The 23813-nt window shown below is 44.6% G+C and carries 22 protein-coding genes and 1 other RNA gene; 18 read left to right on the forward strand and 5 right to left on the reverse strand.

Translation table 11 applies throughout. The annotated features are described in order from the left end of the window. Positions 1-9 precede the first annotated feature (9 nt). Both AB3F25_RS03830 and AB3F25_RS03835 read left to right on the forward strand, forming a co-directional pair. Positions 10-1350 (forward strand): replication-associated recombination protein A, encoded by a 1341-nt coding sequence (locus AB3F25_RS03830; RefSeq protein ID WP_373604321.1) that lies wholly within the window; start codon positions 10-12, stop codon positions 1348-1350. A gap of 243 nt (positions 1351-1593) precedes the next feature. Further along, positions 1594-2766: a multidrug effflux MFS transporter gene (locus tag AB3F25_RS03835; RefSeq protein WP_373604187.1), complete on the forward strand. Its 1173-nt coding sequence runs from the start codon at positions 1594-1596 to the stop codon at positions 2764-2766. A 96-nt stretch (positions 2767-2862) separates the two neighbouring features. Here the strand turns inward: AB3F25_RS03835 and ssrA are convergent. Then, positions 2863-3227: a transfer-messenger RNA gene (gene ssrA / locus AB3F25_RS03840) on the reverse strand. A 29-nt stretch (positions 3228-3256) separates the two neighbouring features. Between ssrA and AB3F25_RS03845 the strand changes: the two genes are divergently transcribed. The 15 genes from AB3F25_RS03845 (at position 3257) to cytX (ending at position 17152) form a co-directional block, all read left to right on the forward strand. Next, on the forward strand, positions 3257-3508 hold the full coding sequence (locus AB3F25_RS03845) for a hypothetical protein (RefSeq protein ID WP_373604188.1): 252 nt from the start codon (positions 3257-3259) through the stop codon (positions 3506-3508). Positions 3509-3510: 2 nt separating this feature from the next. Then, positions 3511-4578 carry a DNA polymerase IV gene (gene dinB, locus AB3F25_RS03850; protein WP_373604189.1) on the forward strand — a complete coding sequence of 356 codons (1068 nt, stop codon included), beginning with the start codon at positions 3511-3513 and terminating at the stop codon, positions 4576-4578. 46 nt (positions 4579-4624) lie between these two features. Next, on the forward strand, positions 4625-5164 hold the full coding sequence (locus tag AB3F25_RS03855) for an elongation factor P hydroxylase (RefSeq protein ID WP_373604322.1): 540 nt from the start codon (positions 4625-4627) through the stop codon (positions 5162-5164). A gap of 155 nt (positions 5165-5319) precedes the next feature. Next, positions 5320-6402 carry a peptide chain release factor 1 gene (prfA, locus tag AB3F25_RS03860; protein WP_373604190.1) on the forward strand — a complete coding sequence of 361 codons (1083 nt, stop codon included), beginning with the start codon at positions 5320-5322 and terminating at the stop codon, positions 6400-6402. Positions 6403-6464: 62 nt separating this feature from the next. Next, positions 6465-6914, forward strand: a complete 450-nt coding sequence (locus AB3F25_RS03865) for an RDD family protein (protein WP_373604191.1) — start codon at positions 6465-6467, stop codon at positions 6912-6914. Further along, positions 6914-7804 (forward strand): peptide chain release factor N(5)-glutamine methyltransferase, encoded by an 891-nt coding sequence (gene prmC, locus AB3F25_RS03870; RefSeq protein ID WP_373604192.1) that lies wholly within the window; start codon positions 6914-6916, stop codon positions 7802-7804. Before AB3F25_RS03865 ends, prmC begins: the two co-directional genes overlap by 1 nt. Further along, on the forward strand, positions 7791-8594 hold the full coding sequence (locus tag AB3F25_RS03875; protein WP_373604193.1) for a SirB1 family protein: 804 nt from the start codon (positions 7791-7793) through the stop codon (positions 8592-8594). The genes prmC and AB3F25_RS03875 overlap by 14 nt, the downstream gene beginning before the upstream one ends. Positions 8595-8607: 13 nt before the next feature. Further along, a complete protein-coding gene (kdsA, locus tag AB3F25_RS03880) occupies positions 8608-9462 on the forward strand; it encodes a 3-deoxy-8-phosphooctulonate synthase (protein ID WP_373604194.1) in 855 nt (284 codons plus the stop codon). 61 nt (positions 9463-9523) lie between these two features. Beyond that, positions 9524-10462 carry a 2-hydroxyacid dehydrogenase gene (locus AB3F25_RS03885; RefSeq protein ID WP_373604323.1) on the forward strand — a complete coding sequence of 313 codons (939 nt, stop codon included), beginning with the start codon at positions 9524-9526 and terminating at the stop codon, positions 10460-10462. Positions 10463-10580: 118 nt separating this feature from the next. Then, a complete protein-coding gene (locus AB3F25_RS03890; RefSeq protein WP_373604195.1) occupies positions 10581-11762 on the forward strand; it encodes a lipoprotein-releasing ABC transporter permease subunit in 1182 nt (393 codons plus the stop codon). Between the two features lie 3 nt (positions 11763-11765). Further along, the gene (gene lolD / locus AB3F25_RS03895; protein WP_373604196.1) at positions 11766-12449 is read left to right on the forward strand and encodes a lipoprotein-releasing ABC transporter ATP-binding protein LolD; all 684 of its coding nucleotides are present in this window, start codon (positions 11766-11768) and stop codon (positions 12447-12449) included. After that, positions 12449-13699 carry a lipoprotein-releasing ABC transporter permease subunit LolE gene (gene lolE / locus AB3F25_RS03900; RefSeq protein WP_373604197.1) on the forward strand — a complete coding sequence of 417 codons (1251 nt, stop codon included), beginning with the start codon at positions 12449-12451 and terminating at the stop codon, positions 13697-13699. Before lolD ends, lolE begins: the two co-directional genes overlap by 1 nt. Before the next feature lie 106 nt (positions 13700-13805). Continuing rightward, positions 13806-14891: a 3-deoxy-7-phosphoheptulonate synthase AroG gene (aroG, locus tag AB3F25_RS03905; RefSeq protein WP_373604198.1), complete on the forward strand. Its 1086-nt coding sequence runs from the start codon at positions 13806-13808 to the stop codon at positions 14889-14891. Between the two features lie 108 nt (positions 14892-14999). Further along, positions 15000-15917 carry a lysine exporter LysO family protein gene (locus AB3F25_RS03910; RefSeq protein WP_373604199.1) on the forward strand — a complete coding sequence of 306 codons (918 nt, stop codon included), beginning with the start codon at positions 15000-15002 and terminating at the stop codon, positions 15915-15917. 56 nt (positions 15918-15973) lie between these two features. Further along, positions 15974-17152, forward strand: coding sequence for a putative hydroxymethylpyrimidine transporter CytX (cytX, locus tag AB3F25_RS03915; RefSeq protein WP_373604200.1), 1179 nt, complete (start codon positions 15974-15976; stop codon positions 17150-17152). A 34-nt stretch (positions 17153-17186) separates the two neighbouring features. On the opposite strand, the gene AB3F25_RS03920 is transcribed toward cytX, so the two are convergent. The 3 genes from AB3F25_RS03920 to purR form a co-directional block, all read right to left on the reverse strand. Next, positions 17187-17510, reverse strand: coding sequence for an HI1450 family dsDNA-mimic protein (locus AB3F25_RS03920; RefSeq protein WP_373604201.1), 324 nt, complete (start codon positions 17508-17510; stop codon positions 17187-17189). Between the two features lie 245 nt (positions 17511-17755). Continuing rightward, entirely contained in the window at positions 17756-20395 is a 2640-nt protein-coding gene (gene ppc, locus AB3F25_RS03925) for a phosphoenolpyruvate carboxylase (protein ID WP_373604202.1), read from the reverse strand. A 176-nt stretch (positions 20396-20571) separates the two neighbouring features. Next, positions 20572-21585 (reverse strand): HTH-type transcriptional repressor PurR, encoded by a 1014-nt coding sequence (purR, locus tag AB3F25_RS03930; protein WP_373604203.1) that lies wholly within the window; start codon positions 21583-21585, stop codon positions 20572-20574. Between the two features lie 362 nt (positions 21586-21947). Between purR and dapD the strand changes: the two genes are divergently transcribed. Continuing rightward, complete coding sequence (gene dapD, locus AB3F25_RS03935; RefSeq protein WP_373604204.1) at positions 21948-22775, forward strand: 2,3,4,5-tetrahydropyridine-2,6-dicarboxylate N-succinyltransferase; 828 nt, start codon at positions 21948-21950, stop codon at positions 22773-22775. 69 nt (positions 22776-22844) lie between these two features. On the opposite strand, the gene tehB is transcribed toward dapD, so the two are convergent. Continuing rightward, the gene (gene tehB, locus AB3F25_RS03940; protein ID WP_373604205.1) at positions 22845-23705 is read right to left on the reverse strand and encodes an SAM-dependent methyltransferase TehB; all 861 of its coding nucleotides are present in this window, start codon (positions 23703-23705) and stop codon (positions 22845-22847) included. Positions 23706-23813: the final 108 nt, after the last annotated feature.

Genomic DNA, 23813 nt, shown 5'->3' on the forward strand with positions numbered 1-23813 from the left:
GAAATAATGATGCCTAATTTTGATTTCGATTTTGCTGAGAATAGCTTTCAGCCATTGGCGGCGAGAATGCGTCCGACTAATCTCGAGCAATATTTTGGTCAATCGCATTTAATTGGTGAAGGTAAACCGCTACGCAAAGCCATTCAAGCCGGCCATGTGCATTCAATGATTTTTTGGGGGCCGCCGGGTACCGGTAAAACCACTTTGGCGGAAATTATCGCTAACCGCATTAATGCCAATGTGGAACGTATTTCTGCTGTTACCGGCGGCATTAAAGAAATTCGCGACGCCATTGAACGTGCTAAACAAAACCGCCTTGCCGATCGTAAAACCGTTTTGTTTGTGGATGAAGTACATCGTTTCAACAAAAGTCAGCAAGATGCTTTTTTGCCGCATATTGAAGACGGTACTGTTATTTTTATCGGCGCGACTACAGAAAATCCGTCTTTTGAACTGAATAATGCATTGCTCTCACGGGTGCGGGTTTATGTGTTGAAATCCTTAACCGTGCAAGAAATCGAACAAGTATTGCAACGGGCCGTGCAAGATTCGGAACGCGGGCTGGGCAACACGCGGTTGGTTTTAGAAGACAATATTTTGCATCTGCTTGCCGAATATGTGAATGGCGATGCCCGCCTTGCGCTTAATTCCCTTGAATTGATGGCTGATATGGCGGATGAAATCGAAAACGGTAAAAAAATCGACCACACTTTATTAAAAGAAGTGCTAGGCGAACGTCAAGCACGCTTTGATAAACAGGGCGATCGTTTTTATGATTTGATTTCCGCTTTACATAAATCCGTGCGTGGCTCAGCGCCTGATGCGGCGTTGTATTGGTACGCGCGTATTTTAACTGCCGGTGGCGATCCGCTTTATGTGGCAAGACGTTTGCTAGCGATCGCATCGGAAGACGTTGGTAATGCGGATCCGCGTGCCATGCAAGTAGCGCTTGCGGCTTGGGATTGTTTCTCCCGCGTTGGCCCTTATGAAGGCGAACGTGCTATTGCACAAGCGATTATATATCTTGCCGTCGCGCCGAAGAGCAATGCCGTTTACACTGCATTCAACGCCGCAAAACAACAGGCCAAAGCGTTACCGGATTATGACGTACCGCCGCATTTACGCAATGCACCGACTAATCTAATGAAAGAGCTTGGCTATGGCGCAGAATATCGTTATGCGCACGATGAGCCGAATGCTTATGCGGCAGGGGAAAATTATTTTCCGCAAGAAATGAAAGACACGCAATATTATTTTCCGACCAATCGCGGGATGGAAATTCAAATTAAAGAAAAGCTGGAACGCTTGCGTGAACAAGATAAAAATGCCTTGAAAAAAAGATATAAGTAAAACAGTAATAAAAACGCGGCTTATAGGCATAAAAAGCACGTACTAAAAAGCGATCTTTTTATAAAAATTTCTTTTTGCTTTATTAAAAGCGCAGCGGGTCTTAGCAAAATAAATAGAGAAAGCGAGATAAAACAATGAAATAAGCTTTTTCTTATTTTACAAAAATAAAACATGAAACGAGCTGAAAGCAAGACTCGACGAAGTATAATCGGCGCCTTATTTTTATTTTATTCGGATTTCTTTATGACAAGCGCAAATTCCAAAGCCTTTTTAGTGATTTTACTCGGCGTACTTTCCGCCTTCGGACCTTTCGTGGTGGATTTATATCTACCGTCATTGCCACAATTGGCGACCTTCTTCAACAGCACCGCATCCATGACCCAATTGACCTTAACCTCCGCGATGATCGGATTGGCGCTGGGACAATTGCTGCTTGGCCCGATTAGCGACAAATTTGGTCGTAAAAAGCCACTGATTATTTCCTTGCTGATTTATATTGTTAGCACGATTTTCATTGTGTTTGCACCGAATATCGAAACGATGATCGCACTACGCCTCATACAAGGTTTATCTTCGGCGGGCGGCGTGGTGATTTCCCGTGCGATAGCGACGGATTTGTACCGCGGCCGCGAAATGACACGTTTCTTCGGCTTGTTGATGACCATCAATGGCATGGCGCCAATTGTTTCACCGATTCTCGGCAGCCTTTTATTGGAATATATCAGCTGGAAAGGCGTGTTTGCCTTCTTGGCATTGATTGGTGTCGTGGTGTTGGCTTTTTGTTTTCGTTTAAAAGAAAGTCTGAGATCGGAAAATCGCTTGCAAGGTTCGCTGTTTTCCACTTTTTCTGCTTTTGCCAAAATTGTCAAAAATCGATTATTTATGAGCTACGTAGGCATCGAAAGTTTCTTGCTTGGTGCAATGTTCGCCTACATCGCGGCATCGCCGTTTATTTTGCAAAGTTTTTACGGCTTGAGCGCCTTTGCTTTCGGTTTATGTTTTGGCGCGAATGGCGCGGCGTTAGTTATCGGCGCCAATGTCGGCGCGAAGTGGCCAAATAGCACCGCATTGAAGGCCGGTGTGGCGGGCTTTTTTGTCGCCGCAATTTATACCATTGTGGTATTAATGATTCAGCCGCATTGGTTTTGGGTGGAAATCGGTTTCTTTGCGATGTTGCTGTTAATGGGCTTAACGTTTCCGGCCATTTCGTCCCTTGCAATGGAAAGCGAACGTCAATATGCCGGCAGCGCCTCCGCTTTGTTAGGATTCGCCCCATTCTTTTTAGGCGGTATAGTCTCGCCATTAGTCGGCATTGGCGATATTTTTTACGCCACAGCAAGCGTAATTTTGGTGTGCGGATTGTTAGGTTTACTCATTTATTTGGCAATTCGCAAGCACATTGCGAATGTTGACTGATTACAAAGCACGTTTGTTTGCCTAGAATAAAAAAGCCTTGAAATTGTTATTTTCAAGGCTTTTTAGAATTTGATAAGTTTGCTTTAGATGGTGATTTGGTGGAGCTGGCGGGAGTTGAACCCGCGTCCGAAATTACTCTACCTTCAGTACTACACGTTTAGTCAGTCTTTAATTTCACTTAAGCATGCGGACAGACACGCTAAGCTTAAGCTAGTTTGATTCAATTTAGTGTTTCGATCCTCAAACGGCGGCTTCCACACGATCTCGTTTTGGTTTGACTCCGCGAACTCCCCGTCTTACGAGCGGAAGCTAGGGCGCGAAGGCTAAATGCAGGTTATTAAGCTGCTAAAGCGTATTGTTCGTCGTTTGCGACTATTTTTTTGCGGTTTGTTTACGAGGCCTACCGCACCTCGACGTGCACCTTGGGCTTCGCTAATCCCGTCGAATCCAGAATCAGCCCCAAAATTGGGCGCTAGTCTATCAAAAAAAAGTGATAAATCAAAGAATCTATTTATATCGTGCGCTTTCAGCAGGAGGCGGCTTTCTAAGAATTGATGATGTGCTGATTTGGGCTTCCAATGCGGTGCTCCCGGCGATGGCAAATAAATGCTTGAAAGTTTGCGCAAACGCTTCGCTTAAATTTAATTTATCTGTATGCTTGAACAGTATTTTGCTTGCAGATATACTAAGCCAAAATTGTAATCAAGTGCGTAATCAGCACCGCATTGAAGCCGCCTTTTAACTATGTCTCCAGCCCGCAAAATCATTCACATTGATATGGATTGCTTTTATGCCTCGGTGGAAATTCGCGAGAATCCCACCTTGCAAGGCAAGCCCGTTGCAGTGGGCGGCAGTTCGCGTCAGCGCGGCGTGCTTAGCACGTGCAATTATGAGGCGCGTAAGTTCGGTTTGCATAGCGCAATGCCGACGGCACAGGCGCTGAAAAAATGTTCGAATCTCATTTTGTTGCCGGTAAATATGACGCGATATAAAGAAGTGTCCGCACAAATTCATCAAATTTTTCATCGTTATACCGACCTTATCGAGCCGCTTTCGTTGGATGAAGCCTATTTGGATGTAACCGATTGCCAAAAATGCGCCGGTTCCGCCACTTGGATTGCGCAAGAAATTCGTCAAGCAATTTTTGACGAATTGCAGCTAACCGCTTCAGCCGGCGTGGCACCGCTGAAATTTCTCGCTAAAATCGCCTCGGATATGAACAAACCGAACGGCCAATTTGTAATTAAACCCGATGACGTAGCAAGTTTTGTCAAAACTTTGCCGTTAAAGAAAATTCCCGGCGTGGGTAAAGTGACGACACAGCGTTTGCTGGATATGGGATTGGAAACCTGCGCGGATATTCAAAAATCGGCACAAAACCTGTTACTTAATCAATTCGGCAAAATGGGCAAGCGCATATGGGATTTCAGCCACGGTATTGATGAACGCGAAGTGCAAGCGCACCGCGTGCGAAAATCCGTCGGTGTAGAGCGTACTTTATCGGAAAATATTCATACCGCCGAACAGGGTCTTGCATTGCTGGAGAATCTTTATGCTGAACTGCTTCGTCGTCTTGAGCGCAGTGCACCGAATACACCTTTGTCGGCGTTTCGTAAAATTGGCGTGAAACTCAAATTTGCAGACTTTCAAGTGACGACCTTAGAAAAAACCGGCTTGCCGCTTTGTCTCGACAGCTTCCGACAATTACTTGGTCAAATTTGGCAACGCAGCCAAGGTAAATCCGTGCGCTTACTCGGTCTTCATGTGAATTTACCGGAAGGAAATAAACAAGAACAAATGAGTTTTTGGTAGTGTATAATTCTGCGCTTTTTATGGAGTCAATACGATGAACGCAACAATAGAACATAAATTAGAAGATATTATTTCGATTTTTAATCAATGTTTTGAACAAGAATATAATACGCGTTTGGTGAAAGGCGGCGAAGAACCAATTTATCTTCCGGCCAACGAGCAGGTGCCGTATAACGCCATTTATTTTGCACGCGGTTTTTACAGCAGCGCGTTACATGAAATCGCACATTGGTTGGTCGCCGGCAAAGAACGGCGCAAATTGGAGGATTTCGGGTATTGGTACGAGCCCGATGGTCGTTCGGAAGCGCGTCAACGAGATTTTGAAAAAGTCGAAGTAAAACCGCAAGCGATCGAATGGATCTTAGCTACCGCTGCCGGTTTTCGTTATTTTGCCAGCGCCGATAATCTAAATGGTAATCCGGGCGATACGTTGCCGTTTAAATTGGCGGTGTATGAACAAGTCAAGGTTTATGCGGAAAAAGGCTTGCCGCAACGCGCAGAAACTTTACGCCGTGCGTTGGCGAAATTTTATGGTACGGAACAGCACCGCATTGAATTGGAAAAATTTGATGTAACGAGGATTTAGGCTAAAGACGTATTTGTCGAGTGCAAGCTCGGTTGATTTCGACACCAAATTGAGGGGGCGTTTCAGCACCGCATTGAAGGCGCTTCCGCGCTGTCAATTTTTCCCTAAATCGGCTAGAATACGCCGATTTTATTTTTGGCTTTAACTTTAAAATTATGAAAGATTCGATTATTACCAAATTAGAAAGTTTGAAAGAACGTTATGAAGAATTAGAGGCGTTGCTAGGCGATGCTTCAGTGATTAGTGATCAGGATAAATTTCGCGCCTATTCCAAAGAATATGCGCAACTTGAAGAAGTTGTGAAATGTTTCAATCGTTGGACGCAGCTTAATCGCAATATTGAAGAAGCAGAAATGTTGCTCGACGATGCAGAAATGAAAGAAATGGCGCAAATGGAAATTGAAGCGTCCAACGCGGAAATTGAAGAAACGGAACAACAACTTCAAATTCTCTTGCTGCCGAAAGATCCGAATGATGAATATAACTGTTATTTGGAAATCCGTGCGGGTACCGGTGGTGATGAGGCGGGGATTTTCGCCGGCGATTTGTTTCGTATGTACAGCCGCTATGCAGAAAGCAAACGCTGGCGTGTGGAAATGCTTAGCGCCAATGAAAGCGAGCAGGGCGGTTATAAAGAAGTGATTGTAAAAGTTAGCGGCGAGGGCGTGTATGGACAGCTTAAATTTGAATCGGGCGGTCACCGCGTACAACGTGTGCCGAAAACCGAATCGCAAGGGCGTATTCATACTTCCGCTTGTACCGTTGCGGTGATGCCGGAACTACCGGAATCGGAAATGCCGGAAATCAACCCTGCAGATTTGCGTATTGATACTTATCGTTCGTCCGGTGCTGGCGGTCAGCACGTAAATACCACCGATTCCGCAGTGCGTATCACACATATTCCGACCGGCATCGTGGTGGAATGCCAAGACGAGCGTTCGCAACATAAAAATAAAGCCAAAGCAATGTCTGTATTGGCATCACGTATTGTACAGGCGGAGCAGGAACGTCAAGCCGCGGAACAAACGGATATGCGCCGTAACTTATTAGGGTCCGGCGATCGTTCTGATAAAATCCGTACCTATAACTATCCGCAAGGTCGTGTAACGGATCACCGCATTAACTTGACAATTTATCGTTTAGACGAAGTGATGAACGGCAAAATCGATGAGTTAATCCAGCCAATTATCACCGAATATCAAGCGGATCAGTTGGCGGCGTTGTCAGAACAAAATTAACCTCTGGGGCATCCTGTTTTCGGATGTCCTTTTAAATTAAATTTACTACGGAAAATGAACAGATGTTGGTAGAAAACCCTAGTGCAGATTATTCCGATAATGGCGCGAGCGTTTATCCGATTCAGTTTGCAAGTCGATTTAAACGTTGGTGTGTGGCATTAATTGATAATTTGATGTGTTACGGTTTTATGTTCATGGGAATCATGATATTTAACTTGTTAGGCACAATTGATATCGGCCACATTATCGGCTTGGTTTTATATGTTATTTTGCAACTCTATGTTATGAAAACCTATGGACAAACCCTTGGAAAGCGTTGGTTAAATATTCGAGTGCTGGATTATATGACAAACCGACCGCTCAGTTTCGGGCGATATGTCATCAGAGAGTTTTTAGATTTCGGTTTAAATACGTCGGGGCTGGTCATTATTAATGCTATTGTTGCATTTGTGAATCAGGAACGTCGTTCGTTTACCGATATTATTATGTCAACGATTGTTGTTAAAAATTAATGAATTACCAACAATGGCTGGCTGACGCAACGCAACGACTTAGTCAGGCCAATCCGAACGAAAATGCCAAAATTGATGCATTGGTGTTGCTCCAACACGCGACCGGTAGATCGCGGACGCAAATTTTAGCGTTCGAGGAAACGCAAATAGATGAAAAAATGAGCGCTGATTTAACCGCGCTTTTGGCGCGTCGGTTAAAAGGCGAACCTATCGCTTATATTCTCGGTGAAAAAGAATTTTGGTCGTTGCCGTTGAATGTGTCGGTGGATACGTTGATTCCGCGTCCGGATACGGAAATTTTAGTGGAAAAGGCATTGGACATTGCGCTTGAAAAGCTTCATAAAAAAAACTCACTCCTTCGCATTCTCGATCTTGGCACCGGCACCGGCGCTATTGCGTTAGCGCTGACTTCCGAGCTAACGCCGCGCTGTCAAAAACAAGGTGTTCAATTAGAAATCATCGGCGTAGATTTCATGCCCAATGCGGTGCTCTTGGCGAAGTCCAATGCGGTGAAAAATCAACTAAATGCAATTTTTTTACAAAGTCATTGGTTTGAAAAGGTAACCGGAAAATTCGATATTATCGTCAGCAATCCGCCTTATATTGACCAAGACGATGTGCATTTAAGCCGAGGTGACCTGCGCTTTGAACCGCGTTCGGCATTGGTAGCGGAAGAACAAGGCTATGCGGATTTGCGTCATATCATCGAGCAAGCGCCACATTATTTGAAGGAAAACGGCGCGTTACTACTGGAACACGGTTGGCAACAAGGTGCAAAAGTGCGGTCGATTTTCCGCGAGAATTTAGGGCGGCAAGTTGCAACGGTGCGGGATTACGGCGACAATGAACGTGTTACCTTAGGATTTTGGAAAAATCATGAAATACAATAGACGTGCGTTATACGATGAATTTGTCACTTTTTATTTAGCGGTTTGCGACGATGAAGGTAATGCACTACGACGCGTTCGTTCGTTAATGGGCGGTTTAGTGCGCAAAGCCCGCCGCGAGATTTCCCTTGACCTGCCGTTAGAGCACCGCATTGAACGCTTGCTGCAACTGGTTTACGGCGATTGGGGCTTTCATTGCGATGCCGACGAATATTTTTACGCACGTAATCTTTATTTGCCTTACGTATTGGAATATCGCCAAGGTATGCCGGTTAGCCTTGGCGCCATTGTATTGTATTTGGCCGAGGCGCTGGATTTGCCGATTTATCCGGTTAATTTTCCGACCCAACTAATTTTGCGTGCGGAAACGAATGGCGAAGCGGTGTTTATTGATCCTTGGAACGGCACTTATATGTCGCAACAAAAATTACAGCGACTTTACGAAGGCGCTTTTGGTTTCGGTGCTGAAATTCAACCCGAAGAATTGGCGCGCGCCGATTTGCCTTTGTTGTATTCCCGTTTTGAGCAGTTGGCGAAGAACGCGCTGATCCGCGAAGAACATAACGATATGGCATTTCATTACATTGAATCCTTGATTCGCGCAAAACATAATCCTTACGATATTCGCGATCGCGGTTTGGTATTGGCGCAAATGGGTGCGTATCAAGCGGCGTTGCAAGATTTAGAATTTTTCGTAGAGCAACACCCGCAAGATCCGACTGCGGGTTTAATTCGCACTCAACTTTTAGAACTCAAAGGTGAAGTAGAAAAAGCACGTCATCTTATTAATTAATAAAGGAAAATTTATGCAAAACAAAATTGTAAAAATCGGCGATATTGATGTCGCTAATGATAAACCTTTCGTGCTTTTCGGCGGCATGAATGTGTTGGAAAGTCGCGATATGGCCATGCAAGTGTGCGAAGCCTATGTAAAAGTGACGGAAAAACTCGGTGTGCCTTACGTGTTCAAGGCATCCTTTGATAAAGCTAACCGCTCTTCCGTGCATTCCTATCGCGGTCCGGGCATGGAAGAGGGATTGAAAATTTTCCAACAATTAAAAGACACTTTCGGCGTAAAGATTATTACCGACGTACATGAAATTTATCAATGCCAATCGGTTGCTGAGGTGGTGGATGTGATTCAATTGCCGGCGTTCTTAGCGCGCCAAACCGATTTGGTTGAGGCGATGGCGCGTACCGGTGCAGTGATTAACGTAAAAAAACCGCAATTTTTGAGTCCGGGACAAATGGGTAATATTGTAGAAAAAATCGAGGAATGCGGTAACGATCAAGTCATTCTTTGCGATCGCGGTACGAATTTCGGTTACGATAATTTAGTCGTGGATATGTTGGGTTTCGGGGTGATGAAGAAAGTCTCCAAGGGCAGTCCGGTCATTTTTGACGTAACCCATTCATTACAATGTCGTGATCCGTTCGGTGCCGCATCGGGCGGTCGTCGTGCTCAAGTGACCGAACTGGCCCGTTCCGGTTTGGCAGTAGGTATTGCCGGTTTATTCTTAGAAGCCCATCCGGATCCGAAAAATGCCAAATGCGACGGCCCTTCGGCATTGCCGCTTTCCGTATTGGAAGATTTTGTCTCACAAATGAAAGCGATTGATGATCTAGTAAAATCTTTCCCGGAATTGGATACTTCAATTTAATTTAACGTGCGGTTAAAAAACGAAAATTTTTATAGTGCCGCTCAAAAGGAGAATATTGATGATGCAAATTGTTTTTTTAGATAGCACCGCTATTCCAAAACACATCCCGATTCCACGCCCGGATTTTGCGCATGATTGGATTGAATATGAACGAACTTCAGCAGAAGAAACCGTCGAGCGGGCGAAAGACGCCGATATTGTGATTACCAGCAAAGTAATTTTTGATCGCAAGACTTTAGAACAATTACCAAAACTCAAACTAATTGCGCTAACGGCGACCGGAACCAATAACATTGATCTGGTCGCGGCCGCAGAATTAGGCGTGGCAGTGCGTAATGTGATGGGATATTCCAGTACGACGGTGCCGGAACATGTTTTAGGCTTAATTTTCGCGCTCAAACACAGTTTGGCTGGTTGGTTGCGTGATCAAACATCGGCCAAATGGGCGGATTGTCCGCAATTTTGTTATTTCGATTATCCGATTACCGATGTGCGTGGTTCTACATTAGGTGTGTTCGGTAAAGGTTGTTTAGGCAGCGAAGTCGGACGTTTGGCGCAAGCACTCGGTATGAAGGTGCTATATGCCGAGCACCAAGATGCGACGATTTGTCGCGATGGTTACACGCCATTTGACGAGGTATTAAAACAAGCGGATATCGTTACTTTACATTGCCCGTTGACAGAAAATACCCAAAATTTAATCAATGCGCGCACTCTGTCACAAATGAAAAAAGGCGCATTTTTAATCAATACGGGACGTGGTCCTTTAGTGGATGAAACCGCTTTATTGGACGCGTTAAAAAGCGGTCATTTGGGCGGTGCAGCGTTGGACGTATTGGTGAAAGAACCACCGGAAAAAGACAATCCGTTAATTTTGGCAGCCAAAACCATGCCAAACTTAATTATCACGCCACACATCGCTTGGGCAAGTGATAGCGCGGTGACGACTTTAGTGAAAAAAGTGACGCAAAATATCGAAGACTTCGTTAAAAGTCTATAGTTTCCTCCCCATATGAACGGTATGGGTTATTTTAATGCCTGCATACTTAAAGGTAACGGCGTCAATGCGGTGCTGAAATGACCTTGTACCGTTTATGTCGAGCAATACGAACGAAAACATGAATTTACCGATTTCCCTTTATATCGCCTTGCGTTATTGGCGCGCCAAAAGCGCCGACCGTTTCGGACGATTGGTCGCTAATCTCGCCAGTTTCGGTATTGTACTGGGCGTTATGGCGTTGATCATTGTGCTTTCGGTGATGAACGGTTTGGAAGGCTATCAAAAACAACAAGTGCTTTCCGCCATTCCGCACGCAGTGGTGAGCGAAGCAGAACCGATTTCCAGCCAAGAAAGGTTGGAAAATCTGCCGCCTTTCGTCCAAAAAGCAGTACCGATTAATCGTACCGATGTGATTTTTCAAACGGCAAAAGGCGTCAGTGCCGGACAAGTGATCGGCGTACAGGCGTTTTCGGACGATCCATTATTGGAAAGCCTTGATAATCGGCATTTCAATGCGGTGCTGCCGGAAGGCGAATTTAAGCTTATTATCGGCGATCAACTGGCGCAAAAACTCGGCGTGAATATCGGCGATAAAATTCGTTTAATGATTACCGAAAACAGTCAATATACGCCGTTTGGCCGCGTACCGATGCAGCGTTTATTTACCGTCAGCGAAATTTATTTCGATTACGGCGAAGCTTCCGCTTATCAGGCCTTTGCCGATTTGTCGGACATCGGGCGTTTAATGCGGATTCAGCCGCATCAGGCTCAAGGATATCGTTTATTTTTGGATGATCCTTTTTTGATTACCAAATTGCCGCAAGCTTTTCCGGATAAACAAATTACCGACTGGCGCGTGCAAAAAGGCGAATTTTTCCAAGCCGTACGGATGGAAAAAAATATGATGGGCTTGTTGATTAGCTTGATTATCGTGGTGGCGATTTCCAACATCGTCACCTCATTGAGTTTGATGGTGGTGGATAAACAGGGAGAAATCGCCATTCTACAAACCCAAGGGCTGACCAAATCGCAAGTGCGCGCGGTATTTATTTATCAAGGCTTATTGGTCGGCTTGGTGGGCACGCTTATTGGCACCGCATTAGGCGTGCTAATTACGCTAAACCTGACAGAAATTATCGCGCTATTCAATTCGAGCGGTGTTTTTTTGCCGATTGCATTGGCGCCGTTACAAATCGTGATTGTTATTGCGTTTTCTTTATTATTATCGTTGTTATCAACCGTTTATCCCGCTTATCGTGCCGCAAAAACCGAGCCCGCAGAAGCATTACGTTATGAGTAAATCATGAGTCAATATCTATTACAGTGCGAAAACATCAGTAAATTTTACCAAGAAGGCGACCTTCGAACGCAAGTACTAAAAGGCGTTTCTTTCGCTATGCGGCCGAATGAATTGGTCGCGATTGTCGGCAGTTCGGGATCGGGCAAAAGTACGCTTTTGCATACCCTAGGCGGGTTGGATCAGCCAAGCAGTGGCGAGGTGTTTATCAAAGGCCGCTCTTTGCAAAAAGCTTCCGCAGCAGAATTAGCTAAATTGCGTAATCAAAACCTCGGTTTCGTGTATCAATTCCATCACTTAATGGCGGATTTTAGTGCTTTGGAAAATGTGATGATGCCGCTGCTAATTGGTAATCAAAATAAAACCGAAGCTAAAGATCGTGCGGAGCAGATGCTCAATGCGGTGGGCTTGGGGCACCGCATTGAACATCGCCCTTCGGCATTGTCCGGCGGTGAACGGCAACGTGTGGCGATTGCCCGAGCATTGGTGAATCACCCCGCTTTAGTGCTTGCCGATGAGCCGACCGGAAATTTAGATCACAAAACTACGGAAAGTATTTTCGAGTTGATTCGGCAACTTAACCAAGAACAACATATCGCCTTTTTATTGGTGACCCACGATATGGATTTGGCGGGAAAATTATCACGTTGCCTAACCATGCAAGACGGCGTGCTAAAGGAAGACTTGTAATGAATACGCCGTTTTTTATTAGCTGGCGTTATCAACGCGGCAAGCAAAAAAATCCGCTGGTGGCGCTCATCGCAAAATTTTCTGCTGTTGGCATCGCCCTTGGCGTTGCGGTGTTGATTGTCGGCTTGAGCGCGATGAACGGTTTTGAGCGTGAACTTAATCAACGCATTCTCGCCGTTGTGCCGCACGCGGAAATTACGATTAACCCGAATGCCAATGAGGCAATGATTAATCACAAAGATATGTTAATTTCCCGTTTAAAAATGAACGAAAAAATTGTTGCACTTTCGCCTTTTGTCAGCTTCACCGCATTGGTAGAAAATGGCAGTAAGTTGAAAGTGGTGCAAGTGAAAGGCGTGGATAAAGACGTGGAAGATCAAGTCAGTTCTCTCGGAAAATACGTACAAGATGACGGTTGGCAGCGATTTGGGAAGGAGGGCGGTTTAGTGCTCGGTTCGGGCATTGCAAAAGATTTAGAAGTAAATGCCGGCGACTGGGTTACGTTGTTAATTTCACAACAAAACGGCACGGAGAATGTGTCGCAACCTCATCGCGAACGAGTGCAAGTGACCGGTATTTTGCGCTTAGACGGTCAGCTTGATCATAGCTATGCCTTGCTCTCTTTGCCACAAGCGCAGGAATTATTAGGCTATCAGGCGGTGCAAATCAGCGGCGTCGAATTGAAAGTCGCCGATCCATTTAAAGTTCAGGAACTGGATTATTCTGCGTTAGGTGATTATCCGCAGTCGCTTTATGTACAAAATTGGATTGCTAAATTTGGTTATATGTATCGCGATATTCAGCTTATTCGTAGCGTGATGTACATCGCGATGGTGTTGGTGATCGGCGTAGCATGTTTCAATATCGTTTCAACGCTGATTATGGCGGTGAAAGATAAGCAGGGCGATATTGCGATTTTGCGAACATTGGGGGCCAATAACGGTTTTATTAAGCGTATTTTCATCTGGTATGGCTTGCAGGCGGGGATGAAAGGTTGTTTGATTGGGATTGTGTTGGGCGTGTTGTTCGCGTTGAATTTGACGAGTTTAATTCAAGGCTTGGAACGTTTATTCGACAAGAAATTACTTTCCGATGGCATCTATTTTGTGGATTTTCTGCCGAGTGAGCTTCATTGGCAAGATGTCTTGCTTGTTTTAGCGGCAGCGTTACTCCTCAGTCTGTTGGCAAGCCTTTATCCGGCGAATCGAGCAGCCAAACTTCAACCGGCTCAAGTTTTGAGTAATCATTAATTCAGCGTTAAAATATTTCTAATGAACTAGTTTACTAGTACATAAAATAAGTGTAGAGTACCCCACATATTTTTTATTAAACATAAATAATTATAAGAGAGTGATTATGACGAAAGAAAAAATTGAAATTAAAGTGGCAAATGACGACACACGTATTGAAAAAGTAGATCAGGTTTTACCGCCTATTGCCTTATTGGAGAAATTTCCGGCCAGTGAAGAAGCCGCCGCATTAGTTCAACAAACCCGTCATAAAGCGCATAATATTATTCACGGCAAAGATGATCGTTTATTGGTGATTATCGGCCCTTGTTCCATTCACGATCCGAAAGCTGCGCTTGAATACGCTAACCGCTTAAAACCGTTACGCGAAAAATATAAAGACAGCCTTGAAATCATTATGCGCGTGTATTTTGAAAAACCACGCACTACGGTGGGTTGGAAAGGCTTAATTAACGATCCGTATTTAAACGATACTTACCGTTTAAACGACGGTTTACGCATCGCGCGTAAATTGCTTTCCGACATTAATAATCTCGGCGTGCCTTCCGCCGGTGAATTTTTGGATATGATTACACCGCAATATGTGGCGGATTTTATGAGTTGGGGCGCAATCGGGGCGCGCACAACCGAATCTCAAGTTCATCGTGAACTTGCCTCCGGTTTATCTTGCGCAGTCGGTTTTAAAAATGCCACTAACGGGGGCGTGAAAGTGGCGCTTGATGCTATCGGTGCGGCGGAAGCACCGCATTACTTCTTGTCGGTAACTAAATTCGGTCACTCCGCCATCGTTTCCACCAAAGGTAACGAAGACTGCCATATTATTTTACGTGGCGGCGATAAAGGCCCGAATTATCGCGCGGACGATGTGGCGGCAGTTTGTGCCAACATCGAAAAATCCGGTCGCGTGCCGCACGTAATGATTGATTTTAGTCACGCCAACAGCAGTAAACAGTTCAAAAAACAAATGGACGTATGCGAAGACGTATGCAAGCAAATCGCCGGCGGTTCAACGCAAATTTTCGGCGTTATGGTGGAAAGTCATTTAGTCGAAGGGCGCCAAGATTTGGTTGACGGCAAAGCCGCGACTTACGGTCAAAGCATTACCGATGCCTGTATCGGTTGGGAAGATAGCGAATTGTTGCTTAAACAATTATCTGACGCCGTACTGGCTCGCCGTAAAATCAATTCATAATTCTAATCGCGCTCAAATTCCGAGCGCTGAAAACAGCACCGCATTGGCGTGGGTTCCAATGCGGTGCTGTTTTTGATATCGACCGATTGCCGAAAAAAGGAGCGCGCTATGCAAGATATGATCAATGGACTGTTAATCGTTTTAGCGCCGATGTTATCGGGTTATGCGATAAAAATTAAAAATAATAAGCAAGTTGCGAACATCGATCATATCGTGATGTTTTTGCTGTATATCATTTTGTTTTTAATGGGCTATTTGTTGGGACAACTTGATGATCTCGAAAACCAATTACCGATTATCGGCAAAACGGCGGCAACGCTTTCCGCCATTATTCTGGCTTCAAATTTGCTCGGGTTGATGCTTTACGATTGTTTTAATCCCGCCGTGCCGCTTAAATCGAAAGCTAAAATCGATTCCCGCCGGCATGCTTTAATCGATTCCTTTAAGCTTTCCGGCACGGTGGTTATCGGTACGCTATGCGGGTGGTTGTCTAAATCTCATCTAATGTTGCCCGCAGGCATTAATCTTTATGTGTTGATCGTGCTGATTTTTTTCGTCGGCATTCAACTGCGTAATAACGGTATTTCTTTAAAAGAAGCGCTATTTAATAAGCGCGGCTTTCAAACCGGTATCGTGTTTACCGTTACTTCTTTGTGTGGCGGCATAATTGCCGCATTTGTACTGGCCATGCCGATTACGCAAGGCTTGGCGTTTGCTTCCGGAATGGGGTGGTATTCTTTATCCAGCGTGGTGTTGACCAACGCCTGGGGGCCGGTGCAGGGCGGTATCGCATTTTTTAACGATTTATCGCGCGAAATTATTAGCCTCTTTGCTGTTCCGCTTTTTATGCGGCATTTTCGTTCCACCGCAATTGGCATCACCGGCGCCACCGCATTGGATTGTACACTGCCGATTATCCAAAAGTCCGGCGGCATTGAAGTGACGCCGATTGCCATTTCTTTCGGTTTTGTCACCAATATTTTACCGCCGCTTTTATTGGTCTTTTTTTCCAGTATTCCCATTTAACCCCTAATAATAATTTTTCCGGTTAAATTGATGCCGGTTATCTAAAGGAGCAGAAGATGCAACAAAAATATTCAAATCTTACGATTAGCCTGGTGTGGTTTAGTGCCGCTATTTCCATGGCGGAAATTCTCACCGGCACTTGGTTTTCTCCATTGGGCTGGCGACAAGGACTACTGGCAATTGTATGCGGCCATCTTATCGGTGGTGCGATGTTCTTCTGCGCCGGTTTTATCGGTGCGAAAACCCAAAAAAGCGCGATGCAAACAGTACAAATTTCATTTGGGCGAAAAGGCTCGGCGCTGTTTTCCGTGCTGAATTCATTACAGTTAATGGGATGGACGGCAGTGATGATTTATATGGGCGCGGAAGTCATTTCCATTTTAAATCGACAAGGTATTGATAACGCCTTTTTTCCCTTATTTACTCTCGGTTTAGGCTTGCTGATTATCATTTGGTTACTGCTCGGTTTTACTAATCTGGGGGTAATCAAAAGTGTTTCGCTCGGCACCATGTTTCTATTAATGCTTTGGCTTACGTTGCAGATTATTCGGCATGATTTCATACCGATGGAAAGCCAGGCGATTAAATTCGGTACAGCGGTCGAAATCGCTGCAATTATGCCATTGTCTTGGATTCCGGTGGTTTCCGATCACACCAAAAATACTCAAACGCCGTTAAAAACCACGTTACTTTCCACGCTAATTTATACGCTCACGAGTTGCTGGATGTATTCCATCGGACTTGGCGCCGCCTTGGTGACCGGTAAATCGGAAATTTCGCAAATCTTGGCGCTTTCCGGCGTCAGTATTGTCGGTGTATTGATTATCGTTACTTCCACTATGATCAACACCGCATTGCCCGCCCATTCAACGGGCATGAGCTTGAACAATATTTGGCCGAAATTAAACGTAAAAGCGCTTTCAATTTTAACCGTGCTTGTAGGCACCGCATTGGCGTCTGCCTTACCGGTGACGCAATACGAACATTTTTTGTTTTTTATCGGTTCGGTTTTTGCGCCGATGATTGGCGTATTAATGGCGGATTTTTTCGTATTTAAACGAACCGAGCCGCGCAACACATTGGACGCGGTCGGCTTAACTCTCTGGTTTATCGGTTTTGTGCTTTACCGCGTGTTAATGTGGCTGGAATGGGAAAGCTTGTTGGGGCTGACTTTTCCGGTGATTCTATTGACTTTCGGGCTTACCGCCGCGGTGAGAAAATGCTTTTGGAAATAAAGATAAAAAAGAGCGATTGTGATCGCTCTTTAGTTTATTTTTTCCAAATTACATGAAACTCGCGTTCATCTTCGCGGTGAGAAATTAAGAATTTAGCGAATACATTGTCCATTTCGTCATCAGCATTAACTAAGCCAATCCACACTTCGGCAAAGGCATCGGGGTCAATGAGCACGCCGATTTCCTGTTCCCAATCGTCCGCTGTTTCCACAAATTCCACGGCGCCGTGATCTTCAAATTGCAGATTAAACAGCACAATATCCGCCGGATCGAGATTTTCTCCCGCCATTTCCAAGAAAATATCGTAAGCGATATTAATTGCCGTATCGGGATCGAGTTTTTGAATATCAGTTGTCATGTTGTGTCCTTGTTCGATAAAAGCCGAGCGGTATCATACCGAAATCACAAAGGCGGTCAAATTTCTCGGCGTTTACGGTGTTATAGCCGCTATTATACAAAGTCGGCAAAGGCATATTTTGTTCGGATTTTGGTTGAATTGCCGTGTTCAAAAATAGCACCGCATTGGAAGCCCTTCCAATGCGGTGCTGTTGGCGTATGCCACATAATCGCAGCGTTATCCGACTTATTTTGGCCTGTGCGGAATTAACCTGTATTGCGCATACCCGCTGCGATGCCGGTGATGGTGATCATCAAAGCTTGTTCCACGTCAGGATTCGGCGCTTGCGGATTTTCGCGCAAGCGGTGAAGCAATTCAACTTGCAGAAGGTTGAGCGGGTCAGTGTAAATATTGCGTAAAGCGATGGAATCGGCGATCCACGGCAAATCGGACATCAGTTCGCTTCGATGGGAAAGCGAGAGTACGGTTTGAATGTCCGCCCGTAGCTGTTCGCGCAAGCTTTCACCTAAATACCAAAGCGATTTTTTAACCAAGCGTTGGTCGTATTGTTGCGAAAGCCAAGTGTCGGTTTTACTGAATACCATTTCCAGCATTCCGATGCGGGTGGAGAAGAACGGCCAGTTGTCGCACATTTCACGGATAAGTTCGCCTTTGCCGCTTTCAATCGCCTGACGCACTGATGCGCCGGCACCAAGCCAAGTTGGTAACATTAAGCGGTTTTGCATCCAGGCAAAAATCCAGGGAATAGCACGCAAGCTTTCTACGCCACCGTTCGGATTTCGTTTTGCCGGACGGGAGCCGAGCGGTAATTTTGAAAGTTCTTGCTCCGGTGTAGCGCTACGGAAATAAGGCACGAAATCTTTATCGCCGCGTACCACATTGCGATAAATCTCGCAAGAAACCGCGGAAAGTTCCTCCATCACATCGCGCCATTGCGGTTTAGGTTCTGGTGGCGGTAACAGGTTCGCTTCTAAAATCGCGCTGGCGTACAGATCGAATGTTTCTACCGCTACAGCAGGCAAACCGAGTTTAAAGCGGATCATTTCTCCTTGCTCGGTCACGCGTAACCCATTTTTGAGCGAACGCGGTGGCTGGGAAAGTAAGGCTGCGTGCGCCGGTGCGCCACCTCGCCCGATAGTGCCACCACGGCCGTGAAATAAGGTGAGTTCAATACCCAGTTTTTCCGTTAAGTTGACCAAGGCTTCTTGTGCGCGATATTGCGCCCAAGAGGCTGCCATCATGCCGGCGTCTTTTGCCGAATCGGAATACCCGATCATAACCATTTGACGATTATTGATGACGCCACGATACCAGCCGATATTAAACAGTTGGCACATGACTTCTTCGGCAGCGTCCAAGTCGTCTAGGGTTTCAAACAACGGCACGACAGGGATATGGAATGGCACGCCGGCTTCTTTTAACAATAAATGCACGGCAAGTACGTCCGATGCGGTGCGCGCCATGGAGATAATGTAGCAGGCGATAACGCCGGTTTTTTGTTCGGCGATAACTTTACAGGTATTTAAAATTTCTTGTGTTTCTTCCGAGGGTGTCCAATTTCGCGGAATTAACGGACGGCGCGAGCTGAGTTCTCGAATCAGAAAGGCTTGTTTGTCATCTTCCGTCCATTGAGAATAATCACCTAAGCCGATATAGCGCGTGATTTCCGCAATGGCCTCAGTGTGACGCGTACTTTCTTGGCGAATATCCATTTGTGAAAGCGTCACGCCGAAGCAGCGAATGCGGTGCAAAATATCCAATAACGAACCGTTTGCGATAATCCGCATACCGCAGGCAATAAGCGATTGATAGCAATCGTAAAGCGGTTCCCAAAGCTGGTTGTCTGTCAAAATAATGTTGTCTTCGGAAAAGCGCGGCGCACGATCAGCCAAGCGATCGTCGAAATAAGCAAGGGTGTCGGTAAGCTTACCACGCAAGCCTTTCACTACAGCGCGATAAGGTTCTAAATGATCACCGTATTTGGTTCGAAATTCATCGGTGCATTTCGTCATAGAAAGTTCGTCGGCGAGTTCGCTGATGTCTTGTAAGAATAAATCCGCCGCTTTCCAACGAGCAAAGTGTAAGACTTTGCGGGTGATTTTTGCAGTTACAAAGGGATTACCGTCACGATCACCGCCCATCCAAGAAGAAATTCGCACCGGTTTTAAACCTACCGGTAAATCGTAACCTAAAAATTTGCGCGCGTTTTCATTTAATTGACGCAAAAATTCCGGTACTGCTTGCCATAAGCTGTTTTCCAACATTGCAAAGCCCCATTTGGCTTCGTCGAAGGGCGTTGGGCGAACGGTACGGATTTCATTAGTGTGCCAAGCTTCGGCGATGAGACGTAGCAATAAACGCTCAATTACATTACGTTCTTTTTCGGTTAAATCGTCATGCTCCAATTTGCTTAAACATTTGTTGATTTCAACGTGTTTATGAATCAGTGAACGACGGGTGGTTTCTGTCGGATGTGCGGTTAACACCAGTTCAATTAAGAGTTTTTCGATAGTTTTATAAACTTTTTCTTTCGAGGCGTTTTCCGCTTTTAAACGCTGAAACAGCGCTTGTAACGAACGATCCGATGGTGCTTTTTGCGAATGTTCGCGCGAGATAGTTTGATATTGTTCGGCAATATTAGTGAGATTTAAAAATTGGCTGAAGGCACGCGCTACGGGGATAATGTTGTCGGTTGAAATATTGGCGAGGGTAGTAAGCAATTGTTGTCGCGCATTATCGTCTCCCGCACGGGAGTCGCGCGATAATTTGCGAATATTTTCAATCAGTTCCAAAATATCAGCGCCTTGCGCATCGTTAATGGTTTCTCCGAGAAAACGCCCTAACATATTGATGTTACTGCGTAGCGTGACATATTCTTGTGTCATACAAACTCCTGAAAAGTAAAATTTAAAAAAAACGGGCACAGGTATAACTAAAAATAGGAGGAGGGTCAAATTCTATTAAAAGAAAACTTGGTAAAAAATAGAAAAATTAAGTTTAATTTAAAAAATAACCGCATTTCCTAGTTTTTATCTAGAAAATGCAGTTATTTTTTTGAGGGTTATAAAAGTGTTTTGACGGATTTGCGCAATACTAATTCAGGGTAGATGCCAATGCGGTGCCCGTGGGGAAGTTCATTTTTATCTTTTTGTGCAATACGCTCGAACAATAAATTGACCGCTTGTGCGCCCAAACGCGATTTGGATTGATGAATCGTAGTTAAAGGTGGCGCGTAAAAACGGGAGGCGTGAATATTGTCGTAGCCGATAATGGAAATATCGTCCGGCACGCGTAGACCTTTTTCGGTAATCGCTGAAATCGCACCGAGCGCCATGACATCGTTGCAACAGAATACTGCGCTCGGTAATTCCTCTTGCTGCAAAATTTTGTTCATACATTCGTAGCCGTCTTCCGGCTCGAAATAGCCTTCCGTCACCCAGTTTTTATTGATGGTTAAACCTGCCTCGCGCATCGCTTTTTGAAAACCTTCGTAACGGGTGCGAGCGGTGGTTTTGCTGAGTTCGCCGGCGATGATGCCAATATTTTTATGACCGCAATCGATTAAATGTTTGGTCGCGAGATAGCCACCACTAAAACTGTTATCTTCAATGATGTCCGTATTGCCGTTCGGTCCCCAATCCATTACCACCATTGGTACCGAAGCAAAATTAGACAATAAGTCCAACGAGCTTGGGGTATATTCCGAACACATTACGAGCAAGCCGTCTACGCGTTTTTTGGCTAACATTTCCAAGTGGTTTTTGATCTTTTCCGGTTCGTTTTGCGTGTTGCATAAAAACAGCGAATAACCTTGACGGTAGCAATGTTCTTCCACCGCATGAATAATTTCGGCAAAATATGGTGCTTCACTGGTGGTTACGATCATGCCGATGGATTTGGTGGTATTTACTTTTAAGCTGCGCGCTACGGCACTCGGCGAATATTTTAAAGTTTTAATGGCTTGATGAACGGCTTCTTCCGTTTCTTTCGCCACAAATCGGGTTTTATTAATTACATGGGAAACAGTGGTAGTGGACACGCCGGCCATTTTCGCCACATCTTTAATAGTTGCCATATGAGATACCCTTAGAAAAATTTTTCCCATTATAAGGATTGCAGGGGAATAGTTAAGCAAAGGATAAAAATTTTTTAAAAAAGATCGTTTTTTTTCTTTTTCTTGCTAGAATGACGGCCGTTTTAACGCATCAAAAAAGGAGCAAAAATGAGCGATTTTGGTTATGCCATGATTATGGTGGTATTTAGTATGACTATTGTTGTAGGGTTAGCTGTTTCAATTTTTTAATTGGAATGATATTTGTGAAATCACCGCATTTTGCATCAGGTAAAATGCGGTGATTTTTTATGTTTTTTTGCTTGAAAATCAAAAATATGGTAAAAATAGCGCCGATTTATTCATTTACAAAACTAGGAAGCAAAATGTCAAACTTACAACAAATCATCGAAAATGCCTTTGAAAAACGTGCTGAAATTACGCCGAAAACTGTTGATGCGCAAACGCAAGCCGCCATTGAAGAAGTGATTGAAGGCTTAGACAGCGGTAAATACCGCGTCGCCGAAAAAATTGACGGCGAATGGGTTACTCACCAATGGTTGAAAAAAGCGGTGTTGTTATCCTTCCGTATCAACGATAATCAACTCGTTGAGGGGGCTGAAACCAAATATTACGACAAAGTGCCGTTAAAATTTGCCGATTACACCGAAGAACGTTTCCAAAAAGAAGGATTTCGTGTGGTGCCATCCGCGACCGTGCGTAAAGGCGCATATATTTCCAAAAACTGTGTATTAATGCCGTCTTATGTGAACATTGGTGCCTACGTTGGTGAAGGTACGATGGTAGATACCTGGGCAACGGTCGGTTCCTGTGCACAAATCGGTAAAAACGTGCATTTATCCGGCGGTGTAGGCATCGGTGGCGTATTAGAACCGCTCCAAGCCAACCCGACGATCATCGGCGATAACTGCTTTATCGGTGCCCGTTCTGAAGTGGTAGAAGGTGTCATCGTGGAAGAGGGTTGTGTGATTTCCATGGGAGTATTTATTGGTCAATCCACCAAAATCTACGATCGTGAAACCGGCGAAGTCTATTATGGACGCGTACCGGCAGGTTCTGTAGTCGTTTCCGGCAGTCTTCCGAGCAAAGACGGCAAATACAGTTTGTACTGCGCAGTTATCGTGAAAAAAGTTGATGCCAAAACTTTAGGTAAAGTTGGCATTAATGAATTATTGCGCTCTATTGAAGAATAATTTAAAAAACAAAAAACGACCGCACTTTGTGATGTAAAAGTGCGGTCGTTTTCTTTTCTAATCAGCGAATTACTTCTTTCTTGCCAACATGGTCACAAATTTCATTTTATAGCGATTGCCGTTTTCATCGGTTTTGTGCAATTCGCCCATATTTTCGTTATATTCCAAAAATTGCCAACCTTGGTAATAGTTTTTCAATTCGTTTTCAGCGAAAGTAAAAGAGAATGGAACCGGGCATGGTACTTCCGGTGTGGACATGGCGGCAACGATAAGGTTGTAACCGTCCGGATTGGTATGGCTTTGCATATTTTCGATGATTGCCGGTACACGGGTGCGATCCAAAAACATGAAGACGACGGTAGAGACGATAAAATCGTAATTTTCTTGAATATTGGCATCGTTGATGTTGTAAAGCGCGGTCTGAATTTTTAGATTTTCTTTTTCTTTGGTTTCGTTCAAAAACATGAGGCTATTTTCGTTGTGATCCCAAGCGGTGACATCATAGCCGAGCAAACTTAAATAGAGTGAGTTACGCCCTTGTCCGCAGCCTAAATCCAGTACTTTACACGGTTTGATGATTTTGGTGGCATCCACCACATCGCCATGAGTGGCAGTCATATTGTATTTTTTGCTGAAGTAATCTTCTTTTTTGCAGTAAAAGGCAAGAGAGCATTCCAAGTCATCAGTCAAGGCTTCAATGCGGTGCCAAATTTGAGGTTCAACAAAAGGAATGTCGCTTTCAGGCGTGAAAATATGTTCGGCAATCACATCGCCATTTTCGTTAAGTTCGTAGAATTTAAGTTTGCCTTTTAGCACCGTCAATTTTCCCCAAGTGCCAACTTTGGTATTGTGCTTTTCTTGGAACATTTGTGGCAATTTATCTTTTGTCCAAACGGGCATTTGTTTATAGCAGATTAATTCGTTTTTCATAATGTTTCTCCAAATAGGTAAATAGTTGAGAATTATACTAGGTTATGAACGCATTTTTTTCAATTAGAAAATAAAAAAAGCGACCGAAGCCGCTTTAATTTGTTTGAA

This window comes from Aggregatibacter sp. HMT-949, assembly GCF_041734645.1.
Lineage (GTDB): Bacteria > Pseudomonadota > Gammaproteobacteria > Enterobacterales > Pasteurellaceae > Rodentibacter.

Coding starts and splice junctions, on each gene's coding strand:
- AB3F25_RS03830 (WP_373604321.1), top strand. CDS start 10: ATGCCTAATTTTGATTTCGATTTTGCTGAGAATAGCTTTCAGCCATTG.
- AB3F25_RS03835 (WP_373604187.1), top strand. CDS start 1,594: ATGACAAGCGCAAATTCCAAAGCCTTTTTAGTGATTTTACTCGGCGTA.
- dinB (WP_373604189.1), top strand. CDS start 3,511: ATGTCTCCAGCCCGCAAAATCATTCACATTGATATGGATTGCTTTTAT.
- prfA (WP_373604190.1), top strand. CDS start 5,320: ATGAAAGATTCGATTATTACCAAATTAGAAAGTTTGAAAGAACGTTAT.
- AB3F25_RS03865 (WP_373604191.1), top strand. CDS start 6,465: ATGTTGGTAGAAAACCCTAGTGCAGATTATTCCGATAATGGCGCGAGC.
- prmC (WP_373604192.1), top strand. CDS start 6,914: ATGAATTACCAACAATGGCTGGCTGACGCAACGCAACGACTTAGTCAG.
- AB3F25_RS03875 (WP_373604193.1), top strand. CDS start 7,791: ATGAAATACAATAGACGTGCGTTATACGATGAATTTGTCACTTTTTAT.
- kdsA (WP_373604194.1), top strand. CDS start 8,608: ATGCAAAACAAAATTGTAAAAATCGGCGATATTGATGTCGCTAATGAT.
- AB3F25_RS03885 (WP_373604323.1), top strand. CDS start 9,524: ATGCAAATTGTTTTTTTAGATAGCACCGCTATTCCAAAACACATCCCG.
- AB3F25_RS03890 (WP_373604195.1), top strand. CDS start 10,581: ATGAATTTACCGATTTCCCTTTATATCGCCTTGCGTTATTGGCGCGCC.
- lolD (WP_373604196.1), top strand. CDS start 11,766: ATGAGTCAATATCTATTACAGTGCGAAAACATCAGTAAATTTTACCAA.
- lolE (WP_373604197.1), top strand. CDS start 12,449: ATGAATACGCCGTTTTTTATTAGCTGGCGTTATCAACGCGGCAAGCAA.
- aroG (WP_373604198.1), top strand. CDS start 13,806: ATGACGAAAGAAAAAATTGAAATTAAAGTGGCAAATGACGACACACGT.
- AB3F25_RS03910 (WP_373604199.1), top strand. CDS start 15,000: ATGCAAGATATGATCAATGGACTGTTAATCGTTTTAGCGCCGATGTTA.
- cytX (WP_373604200.1), top strand. CDS start 15,974: ATGCAACAAAAATATTCAAATCTTACGATTAGCCTGGTGTGGTTTAGT.
- AB3F25_RS03920 (WP_373604201.1), bottom strand. CDS start 17,510: ATGACAACTGATATTCAAAAACTCGATCCCGATACGGCAATTAATATC.
- ppc (WP_373604202.1), bottom strand. CDS start 20,395: ATGACACAAGAATATGTCACGCTACGCAGTAACATCAATATGTTAGGG.
- purR (WP_373604203.1), bottom strand. CDS start 21,585: ATGGCAACTATTAAAGATGTGGCGAAAATGGCCGGCGTGTCCACTACC.
- dapD (WP_373604204.1), top strand. CDS start 21,948: ATGTCAAACTTACAACAAATCATCGAAAATGCCTTTGAAAAACGTGCT.
- tehB (WP_373604205.1), bottom strand. CDS start 23,705: ATGAAAAACGAATTAATCTGCTATAAACAAATGCCCGTTTGGACAAAA.